22 protein-coding genes are annotated in these 24,645 nt (G+C 64.1%); 16 read left to right on the plus strand and 6 right to left on the minus strand.

Features of this window, described 5'->3' with window-relative positions; all coding sequences use genetic code 11:
* The first annotated feature begins 8 nt into the window (after positions 1 to 8).
* From hpnC to AC5I5I_RS06175, 5 genes are read left to right on the plus strand one after another with little or no spacing between them, the layout of a single operon-like run.
* A complete protein-coding gene (gene hpnC, locus AC5I5I_RS06155) occupies positions 9 to 893 on the plus strand; it encodes a squalene synthase HpnC (protein WP_495970938.1) in 885 nt (294 codons plus the stop codon).
* Complete coding sequence (gene hpnD / locus AC5I5I_RS06160; RefSeq protein WP_495970940.1) at positions 890 to 1,723, plus strand: presqualene diphosphate synthase HpnD; 834 nt, start codon at positions 890 to 892, stop codon at positions 1,721 to 1,723. The genes hpnC and hpnD overlap by 4 nt, the downstream gene beginning before the upstream one ends.
* Positions 1,723 to 2,958 carry a hydroxysqualene dehydroxylase HpnE gene (gene hpnE, locus AC5I5I_RS06165; RefSeq protein WP_495970942.1) on the plus strand — a complete coding sequence of 412 codons (1,236 nt, stop codon included), beginning with the start codon at positions 1,723 to 1,725 and terminating at the stop codon, positions 2,956 to 2,958. The genes hpnD and hpnE overlap by 1 nt, the downstream gene beginning before the upstream one ends.
* Positions 2,955 to 4,922 carry a squalene--hopene cyclase gene (gene shc, locus AC5I5I_RS06170; protein ID WP_495970944.1) on the plus strand — a complete coding sequence of 656 codons (1,968 nt, stop codon included), beginning with the start codon at positions 2,955 to 2,957 and terminating at the stop codon, positions 4,920 to 4,922. Before hpnE ends, shc begins: the two co-directional genes overlap by 4 nt.
* Positions 4,923 to 4,932: 10 nt before the next feature.
* Positions 4,933 to 5,646, plus strand: coding sequence for a phosphorylase (locus tag AC5I5I_RS06175; protein ID WP_495970946.1), 714 nt, complete (start codon positions 4,933 to 4,935; stop codon positions 5,644 to 5,646).
* On the opposite strand, the gene hpnH is transcribed toward AC5I5I_RS06175, so the two are convergent.
* Genes hpnH through dxs form a run of 3 tightly spaced genes read right to left on the minus strand, consistent with a single transcriptional unit; the run spans position 5,584 to position 9,643 of the window.
* Positions 5,584 to 6,732 carry an adenosyl-hopene transferase HpnH gene (gene hpnH, locus AC5I5I_RS06180; protein ID WP_495970948.1) on the minus strand — a complete coding sequence of 383 codons (1,149 nt, stop codon included), beginning with the start codon at positions 6,730 to 6,732 and terminating at the stop codon, positions 5,584 to 5,586. The two genes, AC5I5I_RS06175 and hpnH, sit on opposite strands and share 63 nt — an antisense overlap.
* A gap of 27 nt (positions 6,733 to 6,759) precedes the next feature.
* On the minus strand, positions 6,760 to 7,728 hold the full coding sequence (ispH, locus tag AC5I5I_RS06185) for a 4-hydroxy-3-methylbut-2-enyl diphosphate reductase (protein WP_495970950.1): 969 nt from the start codon (positions 7,726 to 7,728) through the stop codon (positions 6,760 to 6,762).
* Positions 7,721 to 9,643, minus strand: coding sequence for a 1-deoxy-D-xylulose-5-phosphate synthase (dxs, locus tag AC5I5I_RS06190; RefSeq protein WP_495970952.1), 1,923 nt, complete (start codon positions 9,641 to 9,643; stop codon positions 7,721 to 7,723). The genes ispH and dxs overlap by 8 nt, the downstream gene beginning before the upstream one ends.
* A gap of 256 nt (positions 9,644 to 9,899) precedes the next feature.
* Here dxs and hpnN point away from each other — a divergent pair, with 256 nt between their 5' ends.
* Complete coding sequence (gene hpnN, locus AC5I5I_RS06195) at positions 9,900 to 12,494, plus strand: hopanoid transporter HpnN (RefSeq protein WP_495970954.1); 2,595 nt, start codon at positions 9,900 to 9,902, stop codon at positions 12,492 to 12,494.
* On the opposite strand, the gene AC5I5I_RS06200 is transcribed toward hpnN, so the two are convergent.
* On the minus strand, positions 12,435 to 12,977 hold the full coding sequence (locus AC5I5I_RS06200) for a DUF2147 domain-containing protein (protein ID WP_495970956.1): 543 nt from the start codon (positions 12,975 to 12,977) through the stop codon (positions 12,435 to 12,437). The two genes, hpnN and AC5I5I_RS06200, sit on opposite strands and share 60 nt — an antisense overlap.
* A gap of 77 nt (positions 12,978 to 13,054) precedes the next feature.
* Between AC5I5I_RS06200 and AC5I5I_RS06205 the strand changes: the two genes are divergently transcribed.
* Positions 13,055 to 14,455 (plus strand): aspartate aminotransferase family protein, encoded by a 1,401-nt coding sequence (locus tag AC5I5I_RS06205; RefSeq protein ID WP_495970958.1) that lies wholly within the window; start codon positions 13,055 to 13,057, stop codon positions 14,453 to 14,455.
* A gap of 558 nt (positions 14,456 to 15,013) precedes the next feature.
* Here AC5I5I_RS06205 and AC5I5I_RS06210 read toward each other — a convergent pair.
* The gene (locus tag AC5I5I_RS06210; RefSeq protein WP_495970960.1) at positions 15,014 to 15,460 is read right to left on the minus strand and encodes an acyl-CoA thioesterase; all 447 of its coding nucleotides are present in this window, start codon (positions 15,458 to 15,460) and stop codon (positions 15,014 to 15,016) included.
* A 209-nt stretch (positions 15,461 to 15,669) separates the two neighbouring features.
* Between AC5I5I_RS06210 and nthA the strand changes: the two genes are divergently transcribed.
* The 3 genes from nthA to AC5I5I_RS06225 are packed head-to-tail and all read left to right on the plus strand — an operon-like array spanning position 15,670 to position 17,403.
* Complete coding sequence (gene nthA, locus AC5I5I_RS06215) at positions 15,670 to 16,308, plus strand: nitrile hydratase subunit alpha (protein WP_495970962.1); 639 nt, start codon at positions 15,670 to 15,672, stop codon at positions 16,306 to 16,308.
* Between the two features lie 32 nt (positions 16,309 to 16,340).
* A complete protein-coding gene (gene nthB, locus AC5I5I_RS06220; RefSeq protein ID WP_495971146.1) occupies positions 16,341 to 17,000 on the plus strand; it encodes a nitrile hydratase subunit beta in 660 nt (219 codons plus the stop codon).
* A gap of 1 nt (position 17,001) precedes the next feature.
* On the plus strand, positions 17,002 to 17,403 hold the full coding sequence (locus tag AC5I5I_RS06225; protein WP_495970964.1) for a nitrile hydratase accessory protein: 402 nt from the start codon (positions 17,002 to 17,004) through the stop codon (positions 17,401 to 17,403).
* 34 nt (positions 17,404 to 17,437) lie between these two features.
* Here AC5I5I_RS06225 and AC5I5I_RS06230 read toward each other — a convergent pair whose 3' ends face one another.
* Entirely contained in the window at positions 17,438 to 18,130 is a 693-nt protein-coding gene (locus tag AC5I5I_RS06230; protein ID WP_495970966.1) for a helix-turn-helix domain-containing protein, read from the minus strand.
* Between the two features lie 132 nt (positions 18,131 to 18,262).
* Between AC5I5I_RS06230 and AC5I5I_RS06235 the strand changes: the two genes are divergently transcribed.
* The 6 genes from AC5I5I_RS06235 to AC5I5I_RS06260 all read left to right on the plus strand — a co-directional run bounded on the left by AC5I5I_RS06235 (position 18,263) and on the right by AC5I5I_RS06260 (position 24,632).
* Positions 18,263 to 19,159 carry a class II glutamine amidotransferase gene (locus AC5I5I_RS06235; protein WP_495970968.1) on the plus strand — a complete coding sequence of 299 codons (897 nt, stop codon included), beginning with the start codon at positions 18,263 to 18,265 and terminating at the stop codon, positions 19,157 to 19,159.
* Positions 19,159 to 19,845 carry a protein glxC gene (locus AC5I5I_RS06240; RefSeq protein WP_495970970.1) on the plus strand — a complete coding sequence of 229 codons (687 nt, stop codon included), beginning with the start codon at positions 19,159 to 19,161 and terminating at the stop codon, positions 19,843 to 19,845. The genes AC5I5I_RS06235 and AC5I5I_RS06240 overlap by 1 nt, the downstream gene beginning before the upstream one ends.
* A gap of 30 nt (positions 19,846 to 19,875) precedes the next feature.
* Positions 19,876 to 21,210: an FMN-binding glutamate synthase family protein gene (locus AC5I5I_RS06245; protein WP_495970972.1), complete on the plus strand. Its 1,335-nt coding sequence runs from the start codon at positions 19,876 to 19,878 to the stop codon at positions 21,208 to 21,210.
* A gap of 90 nt (positions 21,211 to 21,300) precedes the next feature.
* Positions 21,301 to 22,599, plus strand: a complete 1,299-nt coding sequence (gene glnT / locus AC5I5I_RS06250; RefSeq protein WP_495970974.1) for a type III glutamate--ammonia ligase — start codon at positions 21,301 to 21,303, stop codon at positions 22,597 to 22,599.
* Positions 22,600 to 22,685: 86 nt separating this feature from the next.
* Positions 22,686 to 23,555 (plus strand): formate/nitrite transporter family protein, encoded by an 870-nt coding sequence (locus AC5I5I_RS06255; RefSeq protein WP_495970976.1) that lies wholly within the window; start codon positions 22,686 to 22,688, stop codon positions 23,553 to 23,555.
* A 225-nt stretch (positions 23,556 to 23,780) separates the two neighbouring features.
* Positions 23,781 to 24,632 carry a universal stress protein gene (locus AC5I5I_RS06260; protein ID WP_495970978.1) on the plus strand — a complete coding sequence of 284 codons (852 nt, stop codon included), beginning with the start codon at positions 23,781 to 23,783 and terminating at the stop codon, positions 24,630 to 24,632.
* Positions 24,633 to 24,645: the final 13 nt, after the last annotated feature.

Here is a 24,645-nt window from a genome sequence, read left to right on the forward strand (position 1 = left end):
AAGGCATGATGGCTCAATCGGCAGATTTCCGGTCCGGCAAAGACCACCGCGACGAGAATTTCCCGGTTGCCTCCCGGCTCGTGAGCGCGCGGCATCGCCCCGCCATTATGGCCTTCTACGACTTTGCACGCGCGGCCGACGATATTGCGGACCACCCGACGCTTCCCGCCGCCGACAAGCTCCGGGGGCTGGACCGGATGGAGCAAACGCTGACCGGTGCGAATTCGGACGATGTCCTGTCGGTGCGGCTGCGCGAGCAGATCGCCGAGCGCAGGCTTTCGCCTCAGCACGGACTCGACCTGCTGAAAGCCTTCCGCCAGGACGTGACCAAGAACCGCTACGCCGACTGGGACGACCTCATCGGCTATTGCACCTATTCGGCGATGCCAGTCGGTCGCTTCGTTCTGGACGTCCATGGCGAGGACCGCGCGACCTGGGCGTCCTCGGATGTGCTCTGCGCGGTGCTGCAGATCGTCAATCACCTGCAGGATTGCGGCAAGGACTACCGGGCGCTCGACCGCGTCTATCTCCCGCAGGACATCCTGCGCAGCCATGGCGCCACTACCGAAATGTTGGCGGCACCGAAATCGTCGCCGGCGCTGCTTGCCTGCCTGCACGATCTCGCGCGCCGCACCGTCGCCTATTTCCAGACCCAGCCCCCGCTGACCGACGAGATCAGGGACACCCGCCTCGCCTGCGAGGTCGCCGCCATCTCGGCGCTCGCGCAACGTATCCTCGGCCTGTTGCAGAACGCCGATCCCCTCGCCGACAAGGTTCATCTCTCACGTGCAACGCTTGTCGGCGTCATGGCCGGCTCCGTCGCCAAAACCGTGGCGCGCCGGCTGCTGCCGCGCAGCACCCCGGTCAGGCGCGCGCAGGATCTCCGCCCGTGACAACCCCATCCGTCTCAGCCGACGCCGAACAGCATGCCGGCGGCTCCTCGTTCTATCTGGCGATGCGAATCTTGCCGCGCGCCAAGCGCGAGGCGATGTTCGAAGTCTACAAGTTCTGCCGCAAGGTCGATGACGTCGCCGACTCCCACGGGCCGCGCGATGCCAGGCTCGCCGAACTGAACCGCTATCGCGAGGATGTCGCCTCTCTCTACGCCGGCAAACCGTCCGAACGCATGGGCGGCTTCCTCGGGCCGGTCCGCGACTTTGGCCTGCGGCGCGAGGATTTCCTCGCCATCATCGATGGCATGGAAATGGATGTTGTGTCCGACATCCGCGCGCCCGACCTCGCCACCCTCGATCTCTATTGTGACCGGGTCGCGAGCGCGGTCGGCCGTCTGTCGGTGCGGATATTCGGCGTGCCCAACGACGCGGGGATCGACCTGTCGCATCATCTCGGCCGCGCGTTGCAACTCACCAACATCCTGCGCGACGTCGATGAAGACGCCGATATCGGCCGCCTCTATTTGCCGCGAGAATGTCTGACGGCGGCCGGCATCCAGGGCGACGATCCGCACGCGGTGATCGCGCATCCCAATCTCGGACAGGCCTGTACGCCGCTGATCGGCCGCGCGCGCGAACACTTCGCGAAGGCGCGTGCAATCATGGAGCGGCAACCGCGCGCCAGCGTGAAGGCGCCGCGCATCATGGCCGAAGCCTATGCGCCGATGCTGGACCGCCTGCAGGAGCGCGGCTTCGCGCCGCCGCGCACGCGGGTCCGGGTCGATCGCATCCGCCTGATCTGGGCGGTCGTCCGCTACGGCATTGTCTGATGATCAAACACGTTCACGTTGTCGGCGCCGGGCTCGCCGGCCTTTCCGCGGCTGTGCGGCTGACATTGGCTGGTGTCGCCGTCACCCTGCATGAAGCCACCCGGCAGGCCGGCGGCCGTTGCCGTTCCTACGACGATGCCGCCACCGGCATGCATATCGACAACGGCACCCACCTGCTTCTTTCGGGCAACCATGCGGCCGTCGATTATCTGAAGACGATCGGCGTCACGCCGGATTTTGCGCCCGCCAGTTTCCGCTTTGTCGACGGCGCGTCCGGCGAAAGCTGGATCCTGCGGCTTGGCGACGGCAGTCTTCCGACCTGGATTTTCGACGCCGGCAGCCGCGTGCCAAAGACGTCCGTGCTCGACTATCTGAAGCTCCTGCCGCTGATAGCCGGTGGCACCGACCGGCCCTTGCGGGAGGTGCTGGACCGTGACAGCGAACTCTACCGCCGCCTGCTCGATCCGCTGATGGTGGCCGCCCTCAATATCGACACGCCGAGCGGATCGTCACGGCTCGCGGCAAAGATCGCGCGCGAGACGCTCATGCGCGGCGGACAGGCCTGCCGTCCGCTGGTGTTCGAACGCGGCCTCAGCACCGCTTTCGTCGAGCCCGCCTTGGCTTTCCTGAAGGGCAAGGGAGTGGCCATTCATTTCGAGCACGAGATGGAAGGCGCGTCGATAACCGGCGACAGGGTCGGCGCGATCCGGTTCGGCGACGGCGAGCTGCCGCTCGGTCCCGATGAGTCCCTTGTCCTCGCGGTCCCGGCCTATGCGGCCACCAAGCTCGTCCCGGGCCTCGAGGCGCCGGACCAGTTCCGCGCCATCATCAACATTCATTACGATATTGCACCGCCGGCCGGTTCACCGTTCATGACGGGCGTTATCAACCGCACGGTGGAGTGGATTTTCGCCTTCAAACAGCGCGTTTCGGCGACCATCAGCCATGCCGACCGCCTGCTGACGCAGCCTCGGCAGGAGCTTGCCGAAACCGCATGGCAGGAAATCGCCCATATCCTGGGGATGGACGCATCGCTTCCGAAGTGGCAACTGGTCCGCGAACGCCGCGCGACCTTTGCCGCTACGCCCGAGCAGAACGCGCGCCGCCCCGCCGCGACCACGCGATGGAGCAACCTGATCCTTGCGGGAGACTGGACCGATACCGGACTGCCGGCGACAATCGAAGGCGCCATCCGGTCCGGTCAACGCGCCGCCGAAGTCCTGTCCAACCGATGATGCTTGCGACTGACGACACCCCACCCCCCCTCGCCCGCGACCTGCTTGAGCATTCCGTTTCGCAGGCGACCGATGCGCTGCTGAGGACACAGCGGCCCGACGGCCACTGGGTGTTCGAGCTCGAGGCGGATGCCACCATCCCGGCCGAATATGTGTTGCTGCGCCATTATCTCGGCGAACCGGTAGACACCGAACTCGAACGCAAGATCGCGGTCTACCTTCGCCGCATCCAGGGGCAGCATGACGGTTGGCCGCTCTTCCACGAGGGCGACTTCGACATGAGCGCGAGCGTGAAGGCCTATTTCGCGCTCAAGATGATCGGCGATTCTCCCGATGCCGACCATATGCGGCGCGCCCGCGAGGCGATCATCGCGCGCGGCGGCGCATCGCGCAGCAATGTCTTCACCCGCGCGCTGCTCGCGCTTTACGGCGTGGTGACATGGCGCGCGGTACCGGTGATGCCGGTCGAGATCATGCTGCTGCCGCGCTGGTTTCCGTTTCATCTGACCAAGGTGTCGTATTGGGCGCGCACGGTCATCGTGCCGCTCCTGGTGCTTGGCGCGCTGAAGCCACTGGCCCGCAATCCGAAGGGCGTCGGCATCGACGAACTGTTTCTGGAGTCGCCACGATCGGTCGGTGGCGTGAAGAAGGCGCCACACCAGAAATGGTCGTGGTTCCTGTTCTTCCGCGGCGTCGATGTGATGTTGCGCGCAACCGAGCCGCTGTTTCCGAAATCGACCCGCAAGCGCGCCATCGACGCCGCCGTCGCCTTCGTCAAGGAGCGCCTGAATGGCGAGGACGGGCTCGGCGCGATCTACCCGGCGATGGCCAACAGCGTGATGATGTATGACGTGCTCGGCTATCCCGAGGACCACCCCGACCGCGCGGTCGCGCGGCTATCGATCGACAAGCTGCTGGTGGTCAAGGACGACGAGGCCTATTGCCAGCCCTGCGTCTCCCCCGTCTGGGATACCGCGCTCACCGCGCATGCGATGCTGGAATCCGGCAGCGAGTCCGCCAAGGCAGCGGCGAAAGCCGGCCTCGACTGGCTGAAGCCCTTGCAGGTGCTCGACGTGAAGGGCGACTGGGCCGAGGCGCGGCCGAATGTGCGGCCGGGCGGCTGGGCGTTCCAATATAACAACGCCTATTATCCCGACCTCGACGATACCGCGGTCGTCGTCATGGCGATGGACCGCGCCGAGGCCAGCGCCAGCAACCGGACTTACGATCCGGCCATTGCGCGCGCACGCGAATGGCTGCTCGGTCTGCAGAGCAAGAATGGCGGCTGGGGCGCTTTCGACGCCGACAACAATTACAGCTACCTCAACAATATCCCGTTCTCGGATCACGGCGCCCTGCTCGATCCGCCGACCGAAGATGTCACCGCGCGCTGCATCTCGATGCTAGCGCAGCTTCCACCCGACGACGAGGGCCGGCGCGCGATTGCCGATGGCATTGCCTATCTGCGAACCACACAGCTCACGGACGGCTCCTGGTACGGCCGGTGGGGGCTGAACTACATCTATGGCACGTGGTCATGCCTCTGCGCACTGAATGCCGCCGGTCTCGATGCCAACGACGAGATGGTCGCGCGGGCCGCCGACTGGCTGCTCCGCATCCAGAATGCCGATGGCGGCTGGGGCGAGGATGGCGCGAGCTACAAGCTCGACTACCAAGGCTATGAGCCGGCGCCGAGCACGGCCTCGCAGACGGCCTGGGCGCTGCTCGCTCTGATGGCGGCCGGCAAGGTCGAGCATCCGCAGGTCCAGCGCGGCGTCCGCTATTTGCTCGATCATCAGAACGGTGAAGGCTTGTGGGATGAGGAGCGCTTTACCGCGACCGGATTTCCGCGGGTGTTCTACCTGCGCTATCACGGCTACCGGAAATTCTTCCCGCTCTGGGCGGTGGCGCGCTATCGCAACCTGACCGCCGCCAACGACCGCCGCGTCGCCTTCGGCATGTGATGCGGCTGCAATGACCGCCATGAAGCCCGCCCTGCTCGTCGTGACCGGGCTTCGACGCGAGGCGCAGATCGCAGCCGGAGAAGGCGTGCTGACGCTGTGCAGCGGTGGGCGGTCGGACCTGCTGCGGGACAGGCTTTCGAGCATCTTCTCCGTTCGTCCCCGCCAAGGAGAGATTGGCGCCATCCTCAGTTTCGGTCTTGCCGGTGGCCTCGCGCCGCATCTGCGTCCGGGCGATATCGTTATTGCTTCGCATGTGCTGACGGACGACGTTCGCCACGACGTGCATGAAGACTGGCATCGGGCCGCCGCCTCCGCGCTCGGACATGCGATGCGCGTTCATCGCGGCGCAATCGCCGGAAGCGATAGTGTGGTGACGACGTCCGCCGCCAAGACGGCGTTGCATTCCGGGACCACAGCGCTCGCCGTCGATATGGAATCCCACATCGCGGCAGAATATGCGCGTGAGCACAACCTGCCCTTCGCGGTCATTCGCGCGGTCAGCGACCCTGCGACTCGCAGCCTGCCGGACATCGCATCCAGCGCTTTGACGCCCGACGGCGACGTCGCGCTCGCAAGGGTGATTGGAGGCTTGTTGCGCCAGCCAGGCCAACTGCCGGCGCTGATCGCGGCGGGCCGGGATTCCGGCCGCGCCTTTTCGGCCTTACGCCGCGTTCGCGGTCTTCTTGGCCCGCTCTTCGGCTTCCGCGGCGCGGATTTCCGATAGCTTCATCTGGACCTGCGACGAGAACACGTATTCCGCAGGACGCTGCTTATCCATCGCGATCTCCGGCGCCATCGGTCCGGAGGTGCGAATGCCGCGCAACGACACCCACAGCGCCTTCAGCGGATTGCTGATCGCGGCATGAGCCGCGGTCGGCTCGTAGCCGCAATGCGCCATGCAGTCCGCGCACTTTTCGTACTTGCCGGTGCCGTAGGAATCCCAGTCGGTGGTTTCCATCAGTTCCTTGAAGGTCTTGGTGTAGCCTTCGCCAAGCAGATAGCAGGGCTTCTGCCAGCCGAAAATATTACGGGCGGGCATGCCCCAGGGCGTGCATTCGTATTCCTGGTTGCCGGCGAGGAAATCCAGGAATGAGGTGGAGTGCATGAACTTCCAGCCTTTGCCCTTGCCCAGGGCAAACACCTTGCGGAACAACTCCTTGGTCTTCTTGCGGTTGAGGAAGTGCGCCTGATCCGGCGCGCGCTCGTAGGCATAGCCCGGCGAGATCGAGACGCCGACATTCATCTCCTTGGCGTAGTCGAGGAACGCCGCAATATCCTCGGCCGAATGGCCGTCGAAAATCGTGGCATTGACGTTGACGGCGAAGCCCGCGTCCTGCGCCGCCTTGATCGCCTTCACTGCCTTGTCGAACACGCCCTTCTGCGACACCGCCTTGTCGTGGTGGTCGCGCAGGCCGTCGAGATGCACGGAGAAGAACAGGTAGGGCGATGGCTTGAACAGATGCAGCTTCTTTTCCAGCAGCAGCGCGTTGGTGCACAGCGACACGAATTTCTTGCGCGCGACCAGGCCCGCGACGATCTCGCCGATCTCCTTGTGGATCAGCGGCTCGCCGCCCGGAATGGCAACCATCGGCGCGCCGCATTCGTCGGCCGCGTCCCAGCATTCCTGCGCGCTCATGCGGCGGTTGAGGATCGCATCCGGATAGTCGATCTTGCCGCAGCCGACGCAGGCAAGATTGCAGCGGAACAGCGGCTCGAGCATCAGCACGAGCGGATAACGCTTTCGCCCGAGCAGCTTCTGCTTGAGGAGGTACCCGCCGATGCGGATTTCCTTGTGGAACGGTATGGCCATGGAAGGGAAAGCCTAATGGAAGCGGGGTTAAACCGATGCAACCTCGGCGGGGAGACGGAAGGTGATGTTCTCCTCCCGGCCGGGCAGCGTCGTCACATCTACGATACGAAGGCGTTTTAGCGCACCGATAACGTCGTTGACCAGCACCTCGGGAGCCGACGCGCCAGCGGTGATGCCGACAGTTTCGACTCCTTCCAGCCAAGCCGGATCGAGTTCGCCGCCATCGGCGATCAGGTAGCTCGGGATGCCGACCTCGGCGCCGATTTCCCGGAGCCGATTGGAATTGGAAGAATTTGTCGCCCCGACCACCAGCAGAAGATCGGCATGCTTGCACAGATCGCGCACCGCGCTTTGCCTGTTCTGCGTCGCATAACAGATGTCGCGCGTATCCGGACCCTGGATATCGCTGAACCGCTTGGTCAAAGCCGCGATGATATCGCGGGTGTCGTCGACGCTGAGCGTCGTTTGAGTCACATAGGCGACCGGCGCGTCGGTCGGCAGTTCGAGCTTGTCGACATCGGCCACGGTCTGCACCAGCACTACCGTCCCCGGAATCTGACCCATCGTGCCTTCGACCTCGGGATGTCCCGCATGCCCGATCAGGATCACGGTCCGGCCCTGGCCGACATAACGCTTGCCCTGGTTGTGAACCTTGGTCACCAGCGGACAGGTGGCGTCGATCACCGGCAGGCTGCGGTCGGACGCCTCGCGCTCGACGTCCTTCGACACGCCGTGCGCGCTGAAGATCGCGACTGCGCCGTCAGGGATCTCGGCGACGTTTTCGACGAACCGCGCGCCCTTCGCCTTCAGGGATTCGACCACATATTTGTTGTGAACGATCTCATGGCGCACGTAGACCGGCGGGCCATATTTCTTCAGCGCGCGCTCGACAATGTCGATTGCCCGCACCACGCCGGCGCAGAAACCGCGCGGCTGGGCCAGCACCACATTGAGCGGACGCAGTTGGGTTCGGGGAGTGTCGTCTGGCTTACGCAAGTTGCACCTTGTCCTGCCTGATATCCTTGCCCAGCGCCTCGAAGGCCTTTGCAAGAATGCCGTTAGCATCCAGTCCGGCTCGTGCATACATCGCGGCCGGCGTGTCGTGATCGATGAAAATATCCGGAAGCACCATGCTGCGCACCTTGAGCCCGGCATCGAAAGCGCCGTGTTCCGCAAGGGTCTGCAACACCAGCGACCCAAAGCCGCCGATCGAGCCTTCCTCGATCGTGATCAGCACCTCGTGATTCTTCGCGAGCCGCAAAACAAGATCGGTGTCGAGCGGCTTGGCGAACCGCGCATCAGCAACCGTTGTGGTCAGTCCATGCGCCGCAAGCGCCTCGGCCGCCTTCATGCATTCGGCCAGCCGCGTGCCGTATGAGAGGAGCGCGATGGTGCTGCCTTCTCGCAACACCCTGCCCTTGCCGATCTCCAGCGGGATTCCGACCTCCGGCAGATCGACGCCGACACCGTCGCCGCGCGGGTAGCGCAGCCCCGAGGGAGCATCGTCCAGCGCCGCCTGCGTCGCCACCATGTGGACGAGTTCAGCTTCATCGGCCGCCGCCATCAGGACGAAATGCGGCAGACAGCCGAGATAGGCGATGTCGAAGGAGCCGGCATGAGTGGGGCCGTCAGCGCCGACCAGGCCGGCGCGATCCATGACAAACCGGACCGGCAATTTCTGGATCGCGACATCGTGCACCACCTGATCATAGGCGCGCTGCAGGAAGGTCGAGTAGATCGCGACGAATGGCTTCAGCCCCTCGGTAGCGAGCCCTGCCGCGAAGGTGACACCGTGCTGCTCGGCGATGCCGACGTCGAATGTGCGCTTCGGGAAGGACTTCTCGAATATGTCGATGCCCGTGCCCGAGGGCATGGCAGCTGTAATGGCGACGACCCGGTCGTCTTTCGTCGCTTCCTTGACCAGGCTTTCGCCGAACACCTTCGTATACGACGGCGCATTGGCCTTCGCCTTCGACTGGCGTCCGGTCACGACATCGAACTTGACCACGCCGTGATATTTGTCGGCAGCGGCTTCGGCGGGCGCGTAGCCCTTGCCCTTCTGCGTCACCACGTGAACAAGGATCGGCCCAAACGTGGCGTCGCGCACATTGCGCAGCACCGGGAGGAGATGATCGAGATTGTGCCCGTCGATCGGCCCCACATAGTAGAAGCCGAGTTCTTCGAACAGCGTCCCGCCCGTCACCATTCCCCGCGCATATTCCTCCGCACGGGCCGCCTGATCGTGCATGAAGCGCGGCAGATGCCGGGCAAACTGCTTGCCGATTTCACGCAGGGACAGATAGGTCCGGCCCGAGATCAGGCGGGCGAGATAAGCCGACATCGCCCCGACCGGCGGCGCGATCGACATCTCGTTGTCGTTCAGGATCACGATGAGGCGCGAGTCCATGGCGCCGGCATTGTTCATGGCCTCATAAGCCATCCCGGCGGACATCGCCCCGTCGCCGATCACCGCCACAACATTATGCTTCGAGCCCGCAAGATCGCGAGCCACAGCCATTCCCAACCCGGCGGAAATTGAAGTAGAAGAATGCGCCGCGCCGAAACAGTCGTATTCGCTCTCGGCGCGTTTGGTGAAACCCGAAAGACCGCCGCCCTGCCGCAAGGTGCGAATTCGGTCGCGCCGCCCGGTGAGGATTTTGTGAGGATAAGCCTGATGCCCGACGTCCCAGATCAACCGGTCGCGCGGGGTGTCGAAAACCGCATGCAGCGCCACGGTCAGTTCGACGACGCCCAAACCGGCGCCAAGATGACCGCCGGTCACCGCGACGGCGTTGATGGTCTCGGTCCGGAGCTCGTCCGCAACCTGTCGCAGCTGGTCGTCGGGCAATTTCCGCAGATCGTCAGGGGTCGCGAATGCGTCCAGCAGTGGGGTCGCAGAAGCAGAAGCCATTATTGGAACACCTTCGGTCGCTTGCATGGGGGGATAACGCAGTAGAGGACGCTTGGCTGCAACTCGGTGAACAAACCAGTGAATCACCGATGAACCAAAAGCAAAAAGCATACCCATCAATCACTTGGAGCCAAACTGTGGCATTGGCAACCCAAACCGGCATTAAAGCTTTATTTTCTGAGCATTTTGCCTAGCAAATGGCTGATTAGACACTGTGAATAGGAATAAAGCCCCCTCTCTGATGGCCCGATTGACGATGAAGTCAGTCGCAATCAGCATCCGCGCGCCCTGGATCACGATTCTTGTCTTCGCGTTACTCACGCTGGGATCAGCGGTCTATACGGCCCGAAATTTCAATATCAACACCGATATCAGCAACCTGATCTCGCCTCACATCGACTGGCGACAGCGCGAAATCGCGCTGGAAAAGGCCTTTCCTGCACGGGTTCATACCATCCTGGCTGTGGTTAATGCGCCGACCCCCGAGCTGGCCGCGCTTGCCGCCGACCGGCTGACCGACCGGTTGAAGGACAATCCCGCCCTTTTCCCGGAGGTCCGCCGTCCCGATGGCGGCGCGTTCTTCGAAAAAAATGCGCTTCTTTTCCTGCCGGTCGAGCAGCTCGGACAGACGCTCGGGCAACTACAGCAAGTCGCCCCGTTCGTGTCGATGCTGGCCCGCGATCCAAACTGGCGCGGATTGTCGCAGGCGACCCAGGCGGCGATGATCGGCGTGCAAGGGGGCCGATTGCCCCTCGATTCGCTGGCCCCGATTTTCGACCGGTTTTCGCAAACCTTCGAGGACGCCCTTGCCGGGCGGCCGGCGACATTCTCCTGGCAGGAGATGCTCACCAACGAAAAGTCGAAACCGGGCGATCTGCGCAAATTCGTCGATATCCTCCCGAAGCTTGACTACAGCGCGCTCGAGCCCGGCAAACAGGCCACCGATGCGGTCCGTCAGGCCGCGGCCGAGGCCAAGCTGAGCGCGGATTACCAGGCCCGCGTTCGGCTGACCGGCTCGGTTCCGATCGCCGACGAGGAGTTCGCCACCGTCAAGGAGGGCATGGTCCTTCACGGCATAGGTACCGTCGTCGTGGTGATGTTCATTCTCTGGCTCGCTCTCAAGTCGGGCCGCATCATCCTTGCGGTCTTCCTCTCGCTGGCGGGCGGTCTCGCCATCACGGCGGCCCTTGGCTTCCTGATGGTGGGCTCGCTGAACATGATTTCGGTCGCGTTCTTCGTACTGTTCGTCGGCCTCGGCGTCGATTTCTGCATCCAATACAGCGTGCGCTACCGCGACGAGCGCTATCACAAGGATGAACTGAACGCGGCTCTGGTCGATGCCGGGCGCGATATCGGCGCGCCGCTCGCGCTCGCCGCGGCAGCAACCGCGGCCGGCTTCCTGGCTTTCCTGCCGACGAATTATCAGGGCGTGTCGGAGCTCGGGCTGATTGCCGGCGTCGGAATGTTCGTCGCGTTCTTCATGAGCCTCACGGTGCTGCCCGCATTGCTCGCGGTGCTCGACCCTCCCGGCGAGAAGGAGCCGCTTGGTTTCGCGAGCTTCGCCGTGGCGGACAATTTCGTCGAGCGAAACCGCAAATGGGTCGTCGGGGTGACGCTCGGAATAGCCATCATCGGGCTGCCGCTGCTGTACTTCCTGCGCTTCGATTTCAACCCGATCAATCTGCGCAGTTCATCGGTGGAATCGATCGCGACCTATCTGGACCTGCGCCAGGACCCCAACACAGGCGCGAGCGCGATCAACGTCCTGACCGGTTCGGCAAAGGACGCCGAGATCGCCGCGTCAAAGCTGGCGAAGCTGCCCGAGGTCGAGCGGGTGATGTCGATCGCAAGCTTCGTTCCAGACGATCAGGAGGCGAAGCTTGCACTGATCAAGCAGGCCGCGGAAAGGCTGTCTCCGGCGCTGGACGCCGCGGCCGGTCCGGCCCCGGATGCGCGCGAGGCCGTGGAAATCCTGCGACAGACCGTAGCCATGCTGGACACCGCAGCACAGCAGCCGGGCGCCGGCGGAACAGCCGCCAAGCGGCTCGCCGGATTGCTACTCAAGCTGGCCGCCGCGCCGGACGCGGTGCGAAATGCGGCCGAACAGGCCGTCATTGTGCCGCTGAATTTCAAGCTGGCGCAGATGAAGATGTTCCTCCAGGCCAGTCTCGTTACCGTCGAGAACCTGCCGGCGGAACTGAAAGACGGGTGGATTGCCTCCGACGGCCGCTACCGGGTCGAGGTGTTCCCCAAGGGCGACCCGAACGACAACGAAACTTTGCGCAACTTCGCCCGCAAGGTCCTCGAGGTCGAGCCGAATGCGATTGGCGGTCCGATCTCGATCCTGAAATCCGGAGACACGATCGTGGTCGCCTTCATTCAGGCAGGTCTGCTCGCCCTGGTGTCGATTTGCCTCCTGCTCTGGATCGCGCTTCGCCGCGTCAACGACGTGATGCTCACGGTCGTCCCGCTGCTGCTTGCGGGCGTGATCACCATGGAGATATGCGTCCTGATCGACCTGCCGCTGAACTTCGCGAACATCATCGCCCTGCCGCTGCTGCTCGGCATGGGGGTCGCGTTCAAGATCTATTACATCATGGCGTGGCGCGAGGGGCAGACGAACCTGCTGCAGTCCAGTCTCACCCGTGCGGTGATCTTCAGCTCGCTGACCACCGCGACCGCGTTCGGCAGCCTGTGGATGTCGAGCCACCCGGGCACCTCGAGCCTGGGCAAGCTGCTGGCCTTGTCGCTGGTGACGACGATGTGCGCAGCGGTGCTGTTCCAGCCGGCCCTAATGGGTCGTCCCAGAGACGCCGTCGATCCGGGAACAGACGCTGGCGGTAAGGCCTGAGTCTGCGCCCGCCGGATCCTTGGCCTTCGCCTTGCTCTTCGGCTTGGCCTTGGCCGGGGCCGGTTCCTGAACCGGCTCCGTCGACCGCGCCCAGGTTTCGCCGCCGCAGAACAGGCCGCCCATGACGCAGCCCCGGACCTTCAGCGCGTTCTCCGATTCGAGGCTGACGCTGGCCTGATACATCTTGCCGTTTTGGGCGTTGTAGATCTGGCCGGCCCATTTGTCGCCGCCCGCCGGTTTCATGTCGATCAGGATCGGCAGGCCGAGGGTGTCGCGGGACCGCTTGGCGGGATCGGGATTTGAGCTGTCCTTGCCGCCGGGGTTCTTTTCCCAGCTAATGACGCCCCAGAGCGAACCGCTGCAAAACGCAACGCGGATGCGCGCTTCTCCATTCTCCACCAGCCAGTCCCCGGAGGGGTCGGCGGCCGAAACAGGTGCGACGGACAGACCCATCAGCACCGCAAGCAAAGCCATTCTTTTCATGCTATCTCACCTCGACGGCAAACGTGCGAATCCTGCTGCCTTCGAAACGTCGCAACCGGACCATAGCAACTCGATCTATGCTCGAACCAAAAAACTACGACATTGCGGCCATTTTTGAGGCGCGCGAAGCCGGCCGCTTCGATTTACATGGCCGCCACCTGAATGAGCAAATGGTCCGGGTACTCCGGACCATCGGCTACGATGTGGGGTTCCGGCGCGGCACCGGCCAGTATCTCTACGACCGGACCGATACCCGCTATCTCGATCTGCTCAGCGGCTTCGGCGTGTTCGGCATCGGCCGGAACCATCCGGCGTTGCGGACCGCGCTGGAAAGCGTGCTGGATGCTGACCTGCCCAACCTGGTGCAGATGGACGTTCCGGCGCTTGCCGGCGTTCTGGCCGAGCGGCTGCTGGCGAAGGCGCCCTATCTGGACAAGGTCTTTTTCGCCAATTCGGGCGCCGAGACGGTCGAAGCTGCGATCAAGTTCGCGCGCGCGGCGACCAAGCGCTCGAAGATCCTGTCCTGCGATCACGCGTTTCACGGCCTCACCTTCGGCGCCCTGTCGCTCAACGGCGACGACATCTTCAAGAAGGGCTTCGAGCCCCTGCTCGGCGATTGTGCGACCGTTCCCTTCAACGACCTCACCGCGCTCGAGACCGCGTTGCGGCGGCGGGACGTCGCGGCCTTCATCGTCGAACCGATCCAGGGCAAGGGCGTCCACATGCCGTCGCCCGACTATCTGCAATCGGCCGCCGATTTGTGCCGGCGCTATGGCGCCCTGTTCATCGCCGATGAAATCCAGTGCGGTCTCGGACGCACCGGCAAGTTCTTCGCCGTCGAGCATTGGGGCGTGCAGCCGGACATGATCCTGGTGGCCAAGGCGTTGTCCGGCGGACACGTGCCGGTCGGCGCGCTGCTGACCAGGAAGGACATCTTCGACCGCCTGTTCAACCGCATGGATCGCGCGGTGGTGCACGGATCGACCTTCGCCAAGAACGATCTGGCCATGGCGGCCGGCATCGCCACGCTGTCGGTCATCGATTCCGAACACATGGTGGAAAACGCCGCGCGCACCGGCGAGCGCCTGCTCGCATCTTTCCGCGCCATGACCGGCCGTCACGAAATGCTGCGCGAAGCGCGCGGTCTCGGCCTGATGATCGGCATCGAGTTCGGCGCACCGAGTTCGCTGAAGCTGCGCGCGTCCTGGTCGATGATCGAGGCCGCGAATAAAGGCTTGTTCTGCCAGCTCATCACCATTCCGCTGTTCAAGGACCACAAGATCCTGACCCAGGTCGCGGGCCATGGCAGTCACACCATCAAGATGCTGCCGCCCTACGTGATCACGGATGACGACTGCACCTGGATCGAAAACGCCTTCGACCAGGTGATCGGCGACAGCCATCGCGTGCCCGGCGCGATCTGGTCGCTCGGCAAGACGCTGATCGAGAACGCGATGGCGGCCAAGCGGGCGTCGTGAAGCGCGCACAATAGCCGCGCACGCCGCCTCTCGTCCGGTTTCGTCATGTCAAACAGCCACGGCTTATTGTTGCCGCGATGCGTTGCCGCATCCGGCGCGTGACAGTCACGCGTGGCGCAAATCGGCCATATCCGATTTGCGCGTGAGGGGCGGACGGCGCGCCGACAGACGCAGGGCCGTTCCTGAATGCTGCGAGGCTCTCACCGCGCAGCCGCCTCTCGGCGCACCGTCAAGCGGCGTTCTCATCCCGGCGCCGGGCCGCGCTTTGCCTCCATGCGCCTTGAACTGCGCATGGCGTCAGCCAGCTCCTGGCAGGGGTCCGTAGTGACCCCGGGCGGAGCCCCGGCGCCGCCCGAGTGCAAGCTTGCGAAGCTTGCCCGCAGGCGCCGCACCCTGCTCCGCCATCAAGAACGCCTCCGGACGGCGCCCCTCACCGAGCAGGGTGAGCGGACTATAGTCATAATAGGAATATTGTCAAATCCCGTATTTCCGCGATTCAGCGCCCGCCATTCACTGACGCGGGAGGCGCGGATCGTTGATACGGAGCCGCATGTGCCCTCACCGCGTCTTCGCGGCATAAGCCTCGAACGCGGCGCGCAGCGCCGCCGGCATTTCCACCGATCGCCGTGACTCAAGCGACATCATCGCGGTCACCGTCCGCGCCCGCAGCCGCTCGATCCCGTCCTTGTGGCCGACGATCACCAGCGTCAACGACGAGCGTCCGATTTTCTCGATCAGCAATGTCAGATCGAGTTTCTCGCCCATGCGGCTCGGGATTTTGAAATCGGTATCGATATGCACGAACGGAAAACCATGCTGATCGTGCAGGATCAGGTTGGCGTAATTGACCTTCAGCTCTTCGGTGTACCAATCCTCGATCAGCCCGTTGAACATATTGAAGTAATGCGGAAAATAAACGATGCCGGCGGGGTCGCAGTGCGAGAAGCGGATCTGGACCGTCCGCGTGAAGGCGCCCGCGGGCGCAGTGAACCGGGTTTCCTGCATGTCGACCGTCCCAATTGAATGTCCACCTCAGTAACATCCCGGCCGGCATCGGATCACCGGCTATCTGCTCATACCTGCCCTCAATCCCCGAGCCCGCCTGCACCTGGTTGATCGCAAATCACCGCGTGCCGCCTCGGCGCGCCGAGGGGCTTGCAACACCGGCGACAATGCGTCAGCAATTGAGGCCTGTCCGCGCAAGGATTGGTTGCATGGCTCACGACCACGACCACCATCACGACCATGACCACGATCACTCCGAACTCTCGGAGATGCAGGTGCGCGTGCGCGCGCTCGAGACGATCCTGATCGAGAAGGGCTATGTCGAACAGGCCGCGCTCGATGCGATCGTCGAGGCCTATCAGACCAAAATCGGACCGCGCAACGGCGCACGCGTTGTCGCCAAGGCGTGGACCGATCCCGCCTTCAGACAGGCGCTGCGCGACGATGCCACGGCGGCGGTGAATGCGCTCGGCAATGTCAGCCCGGTCGGCGCGCATCTGGTCGCGGTCGAGAACACGCCCGCTCGCCACAACATGGTCGTCTGCACGCTGTGCTCCTGCTACCCGTGGGAAATGCTCGGGCTTCCGCCGGTCTGGTACAAGTCCGCGCCCTACCGTTCGCGTGCGGTGAAGGACCCGCGCGGGGTGCTGGGCGATTTCGGCGTCACGTTGGCCGACGACACCGAAATCCGGGTTTGGGATTCGACCGCGGAAACGCGGTTCCTCGTGATCCCGATGCGTCCGGCAGGGACCGACGGCTGGAGCGAGGATCAACTCGCCGACCTCGTGACGCGCGATTCCATGATCGGCACCGGACTGGCGATTGCGCCAGCGGAGGCGAAACGATGACGCGCGTCGACAACCCGAGTGGCGTCCACGACCTGAGTGGCGTTCATGATATGGGCGGCGTCGCGGGCTTCAGCAAAGTCGAGCCGGAGCCAAACGAACCGGTCTTCCACGCACCATGGGAAGGCCGTGTCATGGCGATGAACCGCGCGATGGGCGCCAATGGCGGCCTCAACATCGACACGCAGCGCTTCGCCCGCGAATTGCTGCCGGCCGAGGTCTATCTGTCCAGCTCCTATTACCGGATCTGGCAACTCGGCATGGAGAATTTGCTGCTCGAACGCGGGCTGATCGCCGCGGACGAACTCGCGTCCGGTCACGCACTGAGGCCCGGACAACCGCTTCCGCGCGGACCGTTCACACGCGACGACGTGACCCGCGTGTTGACGCGCGGGCAATTCGAGCGTCCCTCGCCTGCCCCCGCCGCCTTCCAGCCCGGCGATCGCGTGCGCGCGAGGACGATAAACCCGCCGACCCATACCCGCCTGCCGCGCTACGTGCGCGGACATACCGGCGTGGTCGAGATCGTTCACGGGTGTCACGTGTTTCCGGACTCGGCCGCCATCGGCGATGGCGACAATCCGCAATGGCTCTACACGGTGGTGTTCGACGGCCGTGACCTGTGGGGGGCGGACACAGACCCGACGGTGAAGGTGTCGGTCGACGCCTTCGAGCCGTATCTGGAGCCTGCCTGAGATGACTTCGGATCAGACGGCGCTGGATCGGACCGCGGCACTGGCGGCGGCCGAGGCGATCCCGACCATTCCGCGGGACGGTGACGGGCCGGTGTTCCGCGAGCCCTGGGAAGCGCAAGCCTTTGCGATGACGCTCGCGCTCTACAAGCGCGGGCTGTTCACATGGCCGGAATGGGCCGATGCGCTGGCCGCCGAGATCAAGCGCGCCCAAGCTGCGGGCGATCCCGACACCGGCGAGACCTATTACCGGCATTGGCTGGCCGCGCTCGAAACGCTGCTCGCGCGCAAGGGCATCGCCGACGGCGACACGTTGCACCGCTATCGCCACGCATGGGAGCATGCCTGCCTTAGAACGCCGCACGGGCAGCCGATCGAACTGGCTGCGGACGATTTCGAACATTAGCGCGAACGATGGCGCGGCCGCTGGCGGCTCTCCGCTAATCCTGCCGCTGATACATGATGATCGAGAGATATTGCATCGGCGCGTTCAGCAATTTTTCCGGGCCGTGTCGCGCCGCCGCATCGAAGCACAGCGTGTCGCCGGGCTCCAGCACATAGCTGTCATCGCCATGGCGATAGCGCACCCGGCCCGAGAGCATGTAGATCAATTCCACGCCGGCGTGACGAAACTGCGTGTACGGCACCGCATCGTCCCGCAGCGTGATCAGATACGGCTCGACGACCACGTCGCCCTTCATGGAATTGCCGAGCAGATCGTAACGATGACCGGACTTGGTCCCGCGGCGCTCGATCCGCGCGCCCTGCCCCGCCTTCACGAAGGAGCAATGCCGGCGCTCTTCGCTTTCCGAAAACAGGCGCGTGATCGGCACATTCAGGCTGGCGGCGAGCGACTTGAGCGTGGCGAGCGAGGCGGAGATGGTGCCGTTCTCGATCTTGGACATCATGCCGGCCGAGACGCCGGCGGCGGCGCCAAGTTCGGCGACCGTGAGATCAAGCGATTTGCGCAGGCGGCGGACCTCCGCACCGATCGCGACCTCCAGCGATCGCGGTGCGTCCTCGGCCGGTGCGAGCGAGCCGGTCAGCAGGGTCGGTTCGGCCGCGACGGCCCTGGCGCTGCCTTTGACCGCCGGCCGTTTTCCCGATCGCTCCTGCTTTTCCCGTGCGCTCATGTCTGACCCGGATCCTGTAGAATTTGGTATAGCGCGATTTTCCTGTGGGGAATAATTAATTCTCACAGGTTGACGCGCGGAAAACGCGTCTCTAAGGTCGCGCCATTCGCGCCGGACCGGAGACCTTCGAGAATGTGCGGAATTGTAGGGCTTTTCCTGAAGTCCAAGGCGCTCGAGCCGCAGCTCGGCGCGATGCTCTCGCAGATGCTCGGCGTCATGACCGACCGCGGGCCGGACAGCGCCGGCTTCGCCGTTTACGGCGCGGGCGACGCCTCCCACGTCAAGCTGACGCTGCGTGCGGACAAGGGCGATGACGTCGACCTGATCGCGGCGGACTTGTCGAAGCATCTCGGCCAGACGCTGGCGAGTTCGAAACGGGGCAGCCATCTCGTCCTCTCGATACCGAACCACGATGAGCAGCAAGTGCGCGACTGGCTGGCCACCCATCGGCCGGACGTGCGCGTGGTCGGCACCGGCAGCCGCATGGAGCTGTACAAGGAAGTCGGCCTGCCGCGCGACGTGGCGAAGCGCTTCGCGCTCGACACCATGAGCGGCACCCACGGCATCGGCCACACCCGCATGGCGACGGAATCGGCGGTGACCACCGCCGGCGCGCATCCGTTCTCGACCGGCATCGACCAGTGTCTGGTGCATAACGGATCGCTGTCGAACCACAACGGCGTGCGGCGCTATCTGCAGCGCGACGGCCTCACCTTCCAGACCGAGAACGATACCGAAGTCGCCGCCGCGTATCTCACATGGCGGCTGCGCCAGGGCATGGACCTGAACGCGGCACTCGAAGCATCCCTGTCCGATCTCGACGGATTCTATACCTTCGTCGTCGGAACGGAGTCGGGCTTTGCGGTGCTGCGCGACCCGATTGCCTGCAAGCCTGCGGTGATGGCGGAGACCGACGATTACGTCGCCTTCGGCACCGAATATCGCGCACTGGTCGGCCTGCCCGGCGTGGAGCATGCGCGGGTGTTCGAGCCCGAGCCGGCCCGCGTCTATGTATGGGAGCGGCACTGATGTCGACCTTCGACCTTGCGACAGCACCGCTGCGCGAACTGAACGCGGCGCTTCATACGCTCAACGGACAGAGCAACGACACCCATTGGGAGGTCCGCAATCCGCTCGGCAAGCACGCGATTGCCGTCGGCATCGACGCGCCGGTGACGATCGAGATCGACGGGCATGTCGGCTATTATTGCGGCGGCATGAACAAGCAGGCGAAAATCATGATCGCCGGCAATGCCGGAGTTGGCGTCGGCGAGAACATGATGTCCGGCGAAATCCACATCAAGGGCGATGCCAGCCAGGCGGCCGGCGCGACCGGGCGCGGCGGATTTCTGGTGATCGACGGCAATGCCTCGGCGCGGTGCGGCATTTCGATGAAGGGCATCGACATCGTCGTGAAGGGTTCGATCGGGCCGATGAGCGCATTCATGGCGCAGGCCGGCAATCTCGTTGTGCTGGGCGATGCCGGCGAGGCGCTCGGCGATTCGATCTATGAGGCGCGGCTGTTCGTGCGCGGCGACGTGAAAAGTCTTGGCGCCGATTGCATCGAGAAGACGCCGACCGCCGCGGAGCGCGAGACGCTGGCTGCGCTGCTGAAGCGCGCGGGTTGCGAGGATGTCTCGCCCGACGACTTCCGGCTCTACGGCTCGGCGCGCAAGCTCTACAACTTCCACATCGACAACGTGTCCGCCTATTAACGTGTCCTCGTACTGAAGTCAGATCAGCCCATGAACGCGCCTGCCGGACCGCCCCGCACCACCCCTCGCCTATCGTCGACGTTCGATCCCTATTCGATTTCGGAAATCCAGCGCGCGGCCGCGACCGGCATCTACGACATCCGCGGCGGCGGCGCGAAGCGCAGGCTTCCCCATTTCGACGACCTGTTGTTTCTGGGCGCGTCGATTTCGCGCTACCCGCTCGAGGGCTATCGCGAGAAATGCGGCACCAATGTCGTGCTCGGCTCGCGCTTCGCGAAGAAGCCGATCGAGATCAAGATCCCCGTCACCATTGCCGGCATGAGTTTCGGCGCGCTGTCAGGGCCAGCCAAGGAAGCGCTCGGCCGCGGCGCGTCCGCAATGGGCACCACGACAACCACCGGCGATGGCGGCATGACGCCGGAAGAGCGCGAACACTCCTCGCAACTCGTGTATCAGGTGCTGCCGTCCCGCTACGGCATGAACCCGGACGATCTACGCAAGGCCGACGCGATCGAGGTCGTTGTCGGCCAGGGCGCGAAGCCCGGCGGCGGCGGCATGCTGCTCGGCCAGAAGATCACCGAACGCGTTGCCGGCATGCGGACGCTTCCGCCCGGCATCGACCAGCGTTCGGCCTGCCGGCATCCGGACTGGACCGGACCGGACGATCTCGAAATCAAGATCGAGGAATTGCGCGAGATCACCGACTGGGAGAAGCCGATCTATGTGAAGGTCGGCGCCAGCCGGCCCTATTACGACACGGCTTTGTCGGTGAAATCGGGCGCGGATGTGATCGTGCTGGACGGCATGCAGGGCGGCACCGCGGCGACGCAGGAAGTGTTCATCGAGAATGTCGGGCTGCCGATCCTCTCCGCGATCCGTCCCGCGGTGCAGGCGCTGCAGGATCTCGGCATGCACCGCAAGGTGCAGTTGATCGTGTCGGGCGGCATCCGCAATGGCGCCGATGTGGCGAAAGCTTTGGCGCTCGGCGCCGATGCAGTGGCGATCGGCAGCGCCGCGCTGATCGCGCTCGGCGACAACGATCCGCGGCTGGAAGACGAATACCGCAAGCTCGGCACCACGGCCGGCGCCTATGACGACTGGCATGAAGGGCGCGACCCCGCCGGCATCACCACGCAGGACGAGGCGCTGGCTGCGCGGCTCGACCCGGTGCTCGCGGGACGCAGGTTGGCGAATTATCTCGCTGTGCTGACGCTGGAAGCGCAGACCATCGCCCGCGCCTGCGGCAAAAGCCATGTCCACAATCTCGAGCCGGAAGATCTGGTGGCGCTGACGGTCGAGGCGGCCGCCATGGCGCAGGTCCCGCTCGCCGGGACCGACTGGATACCGGGCAAGACCCGATACTGACAGGACACGGCTCTGCACACGATCACGACTCGTTCCGACAATCCATCCCGTGCCGGGCATGCTGCGAAGGAATAAATCGAGGGGACTTCAATGGCGACGGATCTTGCGGCAGCCGCGAAAGAGCGCGGGATCAAGTATTTCCTGATCTCCTATACCGACCTGTTCGGCACCCAGCGCGCCAAGCTGGTGCCGGCCGCCGCGATCAAGGGCATGGCAAAAAGCGGCGCCGGCTTTGCGGGCTTCGCCACCTGGCTCGACATGACGCCGGCCGACCCCGATCTGTTCGCGATCCCCGATCCGGACAGTCTGATCCAGTTGCCATGGAAGCCGGAGGTCGGCTGGCTCGCCGCCGACCTGTGGATGGACGGCAAGCTGGTGGAGCAGAGCCCGCGTAACGTGCTGAAGCGCCTGATCGCCGACGCGGGCAAGCAGAAGATGCAACTCAAGAGCGGCGTCGAATGCGAATTCTTCCTGGTGACGCCCGGCGGCGACGCGATCTCCGACGACGCCGATCGCCAGAGCAAGCCCTGCTACGACCAGTCGGCGCTGATGCGGCGCTACGACTTCATCAAGGAATTATGCGACGCGATGCTGTCGCTCGGCTGGAATCCGTATCAGAACGACCATGAGGATGCGAACGGCCAGTTCGAGATGAACTGGGATTACGCCGATGCGCTGACCACGGCCGACCGCCATGCCTTCTTCAAGTTCATGGCCAAGTCGATCGCGGAGAAGCATGGCTATCGCGCAACCTTCATGCCGAAGCCGTTCCCGAACCTGACCGGCTCGGGCTGCCACGTCCACATCTCGCTGTGGGACGGAGAGACCAACCTGTTTGAGAAGGATGCGGCTGAGCTTGGCGTCTCCAAACTCGGCTACAACTTCATCGGCGGATTGATGCATTCGGCCGATGCGCTGTGCGCGCTCACCAATCCGACCGTGAACTCCTACAAACGCATCAACGCGCCGCGCACATTGTCGGGCGCGACCTGGTCGCCGAACACCGTCACCTATACCGGCAACAACCGCACCCACATGATCCGCGTGCCGGATCCCGGCCGTTTCGAACTGCGGCTGCCGGACGGATCGGCCAATCCGTATCTGCTGCAGGCCGGCATTCTTGCGGCGGGTCTCGACGGCATCAAGAACCAGCGCGATCCCGGCAAGCGCCTCGACATCAACATGTATACCGACGGGCATACGGTGAAGGACGCCAAGCGCCTGCCGCTGAACCTGCTCGACGCGCTGCGCGCGTTCGAGGCGTCACCGGTAATGAAGGATTATCTCGGCAGCTTCGTCCCGGCCTATGCCACGCTCAAGCATGGCGAATGGAACGACTATGCCCGCCACCTGACGCAATGGGAGCGCGACACCACGCTCGACTGCTGACGGCACAACGACTGACCAACCTTTCGAAGCGAACTACCGAGTGCTATTGCGGACACAGCGGCGATCCCGCGAGGGGGAGGCTTACAATGTCCGACGCGCTCAAGACGGCGCCGACGCATACCAATCTCAATGTGCCCTTGCCGCCCGAGACGGCGCTGGCCTGCGAAGCCACGGGCGTCGCCAAGGCCGGACGGGATGCGATCGGGCTTCTCGTGTTGGGGCTGTTGGCCGGCGCCTTTATCGCGCTCGGTGCGGTTTTCATGACCGTGGTGCTGACCGGGGCCGGCGACCTGCCTTGGGGCGTTGCGCGGCTGCTCGCCGGGCTGGTGTTTTCGCTCGGCCTGATCCTGGTGATCGTCGGCGGCGCGGAATTGTTCACCGGCGATTCGCTGATGATCGTCGCCTTTGCCAGCCGGCGCATCGGCCTTGGCGCGCTGCTCCGCGCTTGGACGCTGGTCTATCTCGGCAACATCGCCGGCGCGATCGGGACCGCCGTGCTGATGTTTCTGTCGGCGCAGCATGAATTCAACGGCGGCGCTGTCGGCAGCACGGCGCTGACGATCGCGGCAGCGAAGGCGGCCCTGCCGACTGTGCAACTGTTCTTCCTCGCGGTGCTTTGCAACGTCCTGGTCTGTCTCGCGGTCTGGATGTCCTTCGGCGCCCGCAGCATCGCCGACAAGATGCTGGTGATCGTCCCGCCGGTTGCGGCTTTTGTCGCGGCCGGATTCGAACACTCGATCGCGAACCTTTATCTCCTGCCCTACGCCCTTGCGATCAAGGCCTGGGCCGCACCGGACTTCTGGGCTTCGATCGGACAGACTCCGGCTGCATTTTCCGGGCTGACCATCGGCGCATCCCTGCACAATATCGTCGTCGCCACCATCGGCAATCTGATCGGCGGCAGCCTGATGGTCGGCGGTGTGTACTGGTTTGTTTACCTGCGACGCCGGCAATAAGACGAGCGATGGCGTTTGGCGCGGTTGTGGCGGCTGTCGATTGGTATCTCGCAACGATCACGAGCCTCGCGCTGCGATCTCGCCGATCATCCGACCGCACCGCATGTGCTTGATCTGGATCAAGCGAAGTCGATCTGTCACGCGGCATTTTGCGCCGTTGTGACATCTGCCTGATCAATCCATTCGGGAGATCGGTGAAATCCGGTTGCCATTCGGAGATGAGGCATGAACTTCAAGGATGCTTTACTTGTACTGACCAGCTATCCGGATGCAACCTTGCCGGCCAGCATCGATCAGGCCACCGCGCTGGGTACCGCACTCGGCACGCGGCTGTCGGCCATCGCGTTTGATATTGACGTCAGGGTGCCTGGCGGCAGCAATTTCCTCGCCGATATGCTGCTGGACCTGCCCAACATGATCGCGGCCGAGAAGCAAAAGGCCGCCGCCAATGCACGCGAATTGCTGGACGCATTCGAGGTCGCGGCAAAGCGAAGCGGCATCTTTCACGAGCGGATTCTCGACCGCTGCCTGATGACACTCGTGCCGGACCGGCTCACCGATCATGCACGCCTTCGCGACCTCACCATCATTCCGCTTCGCGACGGTGACAGTATCGAGCACGCTTACGCCGAGTCGATTATCTTCGGGTCCGGCCGCCCCTGCATGATCCTTCCCGATCCCACCCGCTACGACCGGCAACCGGCGCTCGACACCATTGCGATTGCCTGGGATTTCAGCCGACCCGCCGCGCGCGCGGTCGGCGACGCGCTTCCCATTCTGCAGCGGGCGAAGACGGTGCGCGCCGTGACGGTCACACACGAGAAGTCGATCGCAACCGTCGCCACGAAGGAGCAGCTCGCCACGCATCTGAACATGCATGGCGTCACGATCACCTTCGACATTGTCGAAGCGGACGGCCGCGAGATCGGCGATCTGTTCAGCGACTATGGCACTCAGTCCGTCGACCTGCTGGTGATGGGAGCTTATGGGCACTCCCGCGTCCGCGACTTCGTTCTGGGCGGCGCCACCAAGAGCATGTTGCGACAGCCGCCGATCCCGCTGTTTCTATCCCATTAACGGAAGTTCGAGG

The sequence above is a fragment of the Pseudorhodoplanes sp. genome, from assembly GCF_059499825.1.

Excerpts from the sequence above, each read along its gene's own strand:
- nthA (WP_495970962.1), top strand. The coding sequence starts at position 15,670 with ATGGCTCACGACCACGACCACCATCACGACCATGACCACGATCACTCC.
- dxs (WP_495970952.1), bottom strand. The coding sequence starts at position 9,643 with ATGGCTTCTGCTTCTGCGACCCCACTGCTGGACGCATTCGCGACCCCT.
- AC5I5I_RS06230 (WP_495970966.1), bottom strand. The coding sequence starts at position 18,130 with ATGAGCGCACGGGAAAAGCAGGAGCGATCGGGAAAACGGCCGGCGGTC.
- AC5I5I_RS06235 (WP_495970968.1), top strand. The coding sequence starts at position 18,263 with ATGTGCGGAATTGTAGGGCTTTTCCTGAAGTCCAAGGCGCTCGAGCCG.
- AC5I5I_RS06175 (WP_495970946.1), top strand. The coding sequence starts at position 4,933 with ATGACCGCCATGAAGCCCGCCCTGCTCGTCGTGACCGGGCTTCGACGC.
- hpnN (WP_495970954.1), top strand. The coding sequence starts at position 9,900 with ATGAAGTCAGTCGCAATCAGCATCCGCGCGCCCTGGATCACGATTCTT.
- AC5I5I_RS06210 (WP_495970960.1), bottom strand. The coding sequence starts at position 15,460 with ATGCAGGAAACCCGGTTCACTGCGCCCGCGGGCGCCTTCACGCGGACG.
- hpnC (WP_495970938.1), top strand. The coding sequence starts at position 9 with ATGGCTCAATCGGCAGATTTCCGGTCCGGCAAAGACCACCGCGACGAG.
- shc (WP_495970944.1), top strand. The coding sequence starts at position 2,955 with ATGATGCTTGCGACTGACGACACCCCACCCCCCCTCGCCCGCGACCTG.
- AC5I5I_RS06255 (WP_495970976.1), top strand. The coding sequence starts at position 22,686 with ATGTCCGACGCGCTCAAGACGGCGCCGACGCATACCAATCTCAATGTG.
- AC5I5I_RS06260 (WP_495970978.1), top strand. The coding sequence starts at position 23,781 with ATGAACTTCAAGGATGCTTTACTTGTACTGACCAGCTATCCGGATGCA.
- glnT (WP_495970974.1), top strand. The coding sequence starts at position 21,301 with ATGGCGACGGATCTTGCGGCAGCCGCGAAAGAGCGCGGGATCAAGTAT.
- AC5I5I_RS06205 (WP_495970958.1), top strand. The coding sequence starts at position 13,055 with ATGCTCGAACCAAAAAACTACGACATTGCGGCCATTTTTGAGGCGCGC.
- hpnE (WP_495970942.1), top strand. The coding sequence starts at position 1,723 with ATGATCAAACACGTTCACGTTGTCGGCGCCGGGCTCGCCGGCCTTTCC.
- AC5I5I_RS06240 (WP_495970970.1), top strand. The coding sequence starts at position 19,159 with ATGTCGACCTTCGACCTTGCGACAGCACCGCTGCGCGAACTGAACGCG.
- AC5I5I_RS06245 (WP_495970972.1), top strand. The coding sequence starts at position 19,876 with ATGAACGCGCCTGCCGGACCGCCCCGCACCACCCCTCGCCTATCGTCG.
- AC5I5I_RS06200 (WP_495970956.1), bottom strand. The coding sequence starts at position 12,977 with ATGAAAAGAATGGCTTTGCTTGCGGTGCTGATGGGTCTGTCCGTCGCA.
- hpnH (WP_495970948.1), bottom strand. The coding sequence starts at position 6,732 with ATGGCCATACCGTTCCACAAGGAAATCCGCATCGGCGGGTACCTCCTC.
- AC5I5I_RS06225 (WP_495970964.1), top strand. The coding sequence starts at position 17,002 with ATGACTTCGGATCAGACGGCGCTGGATCGGACCGCGGCACTGGCGGCG.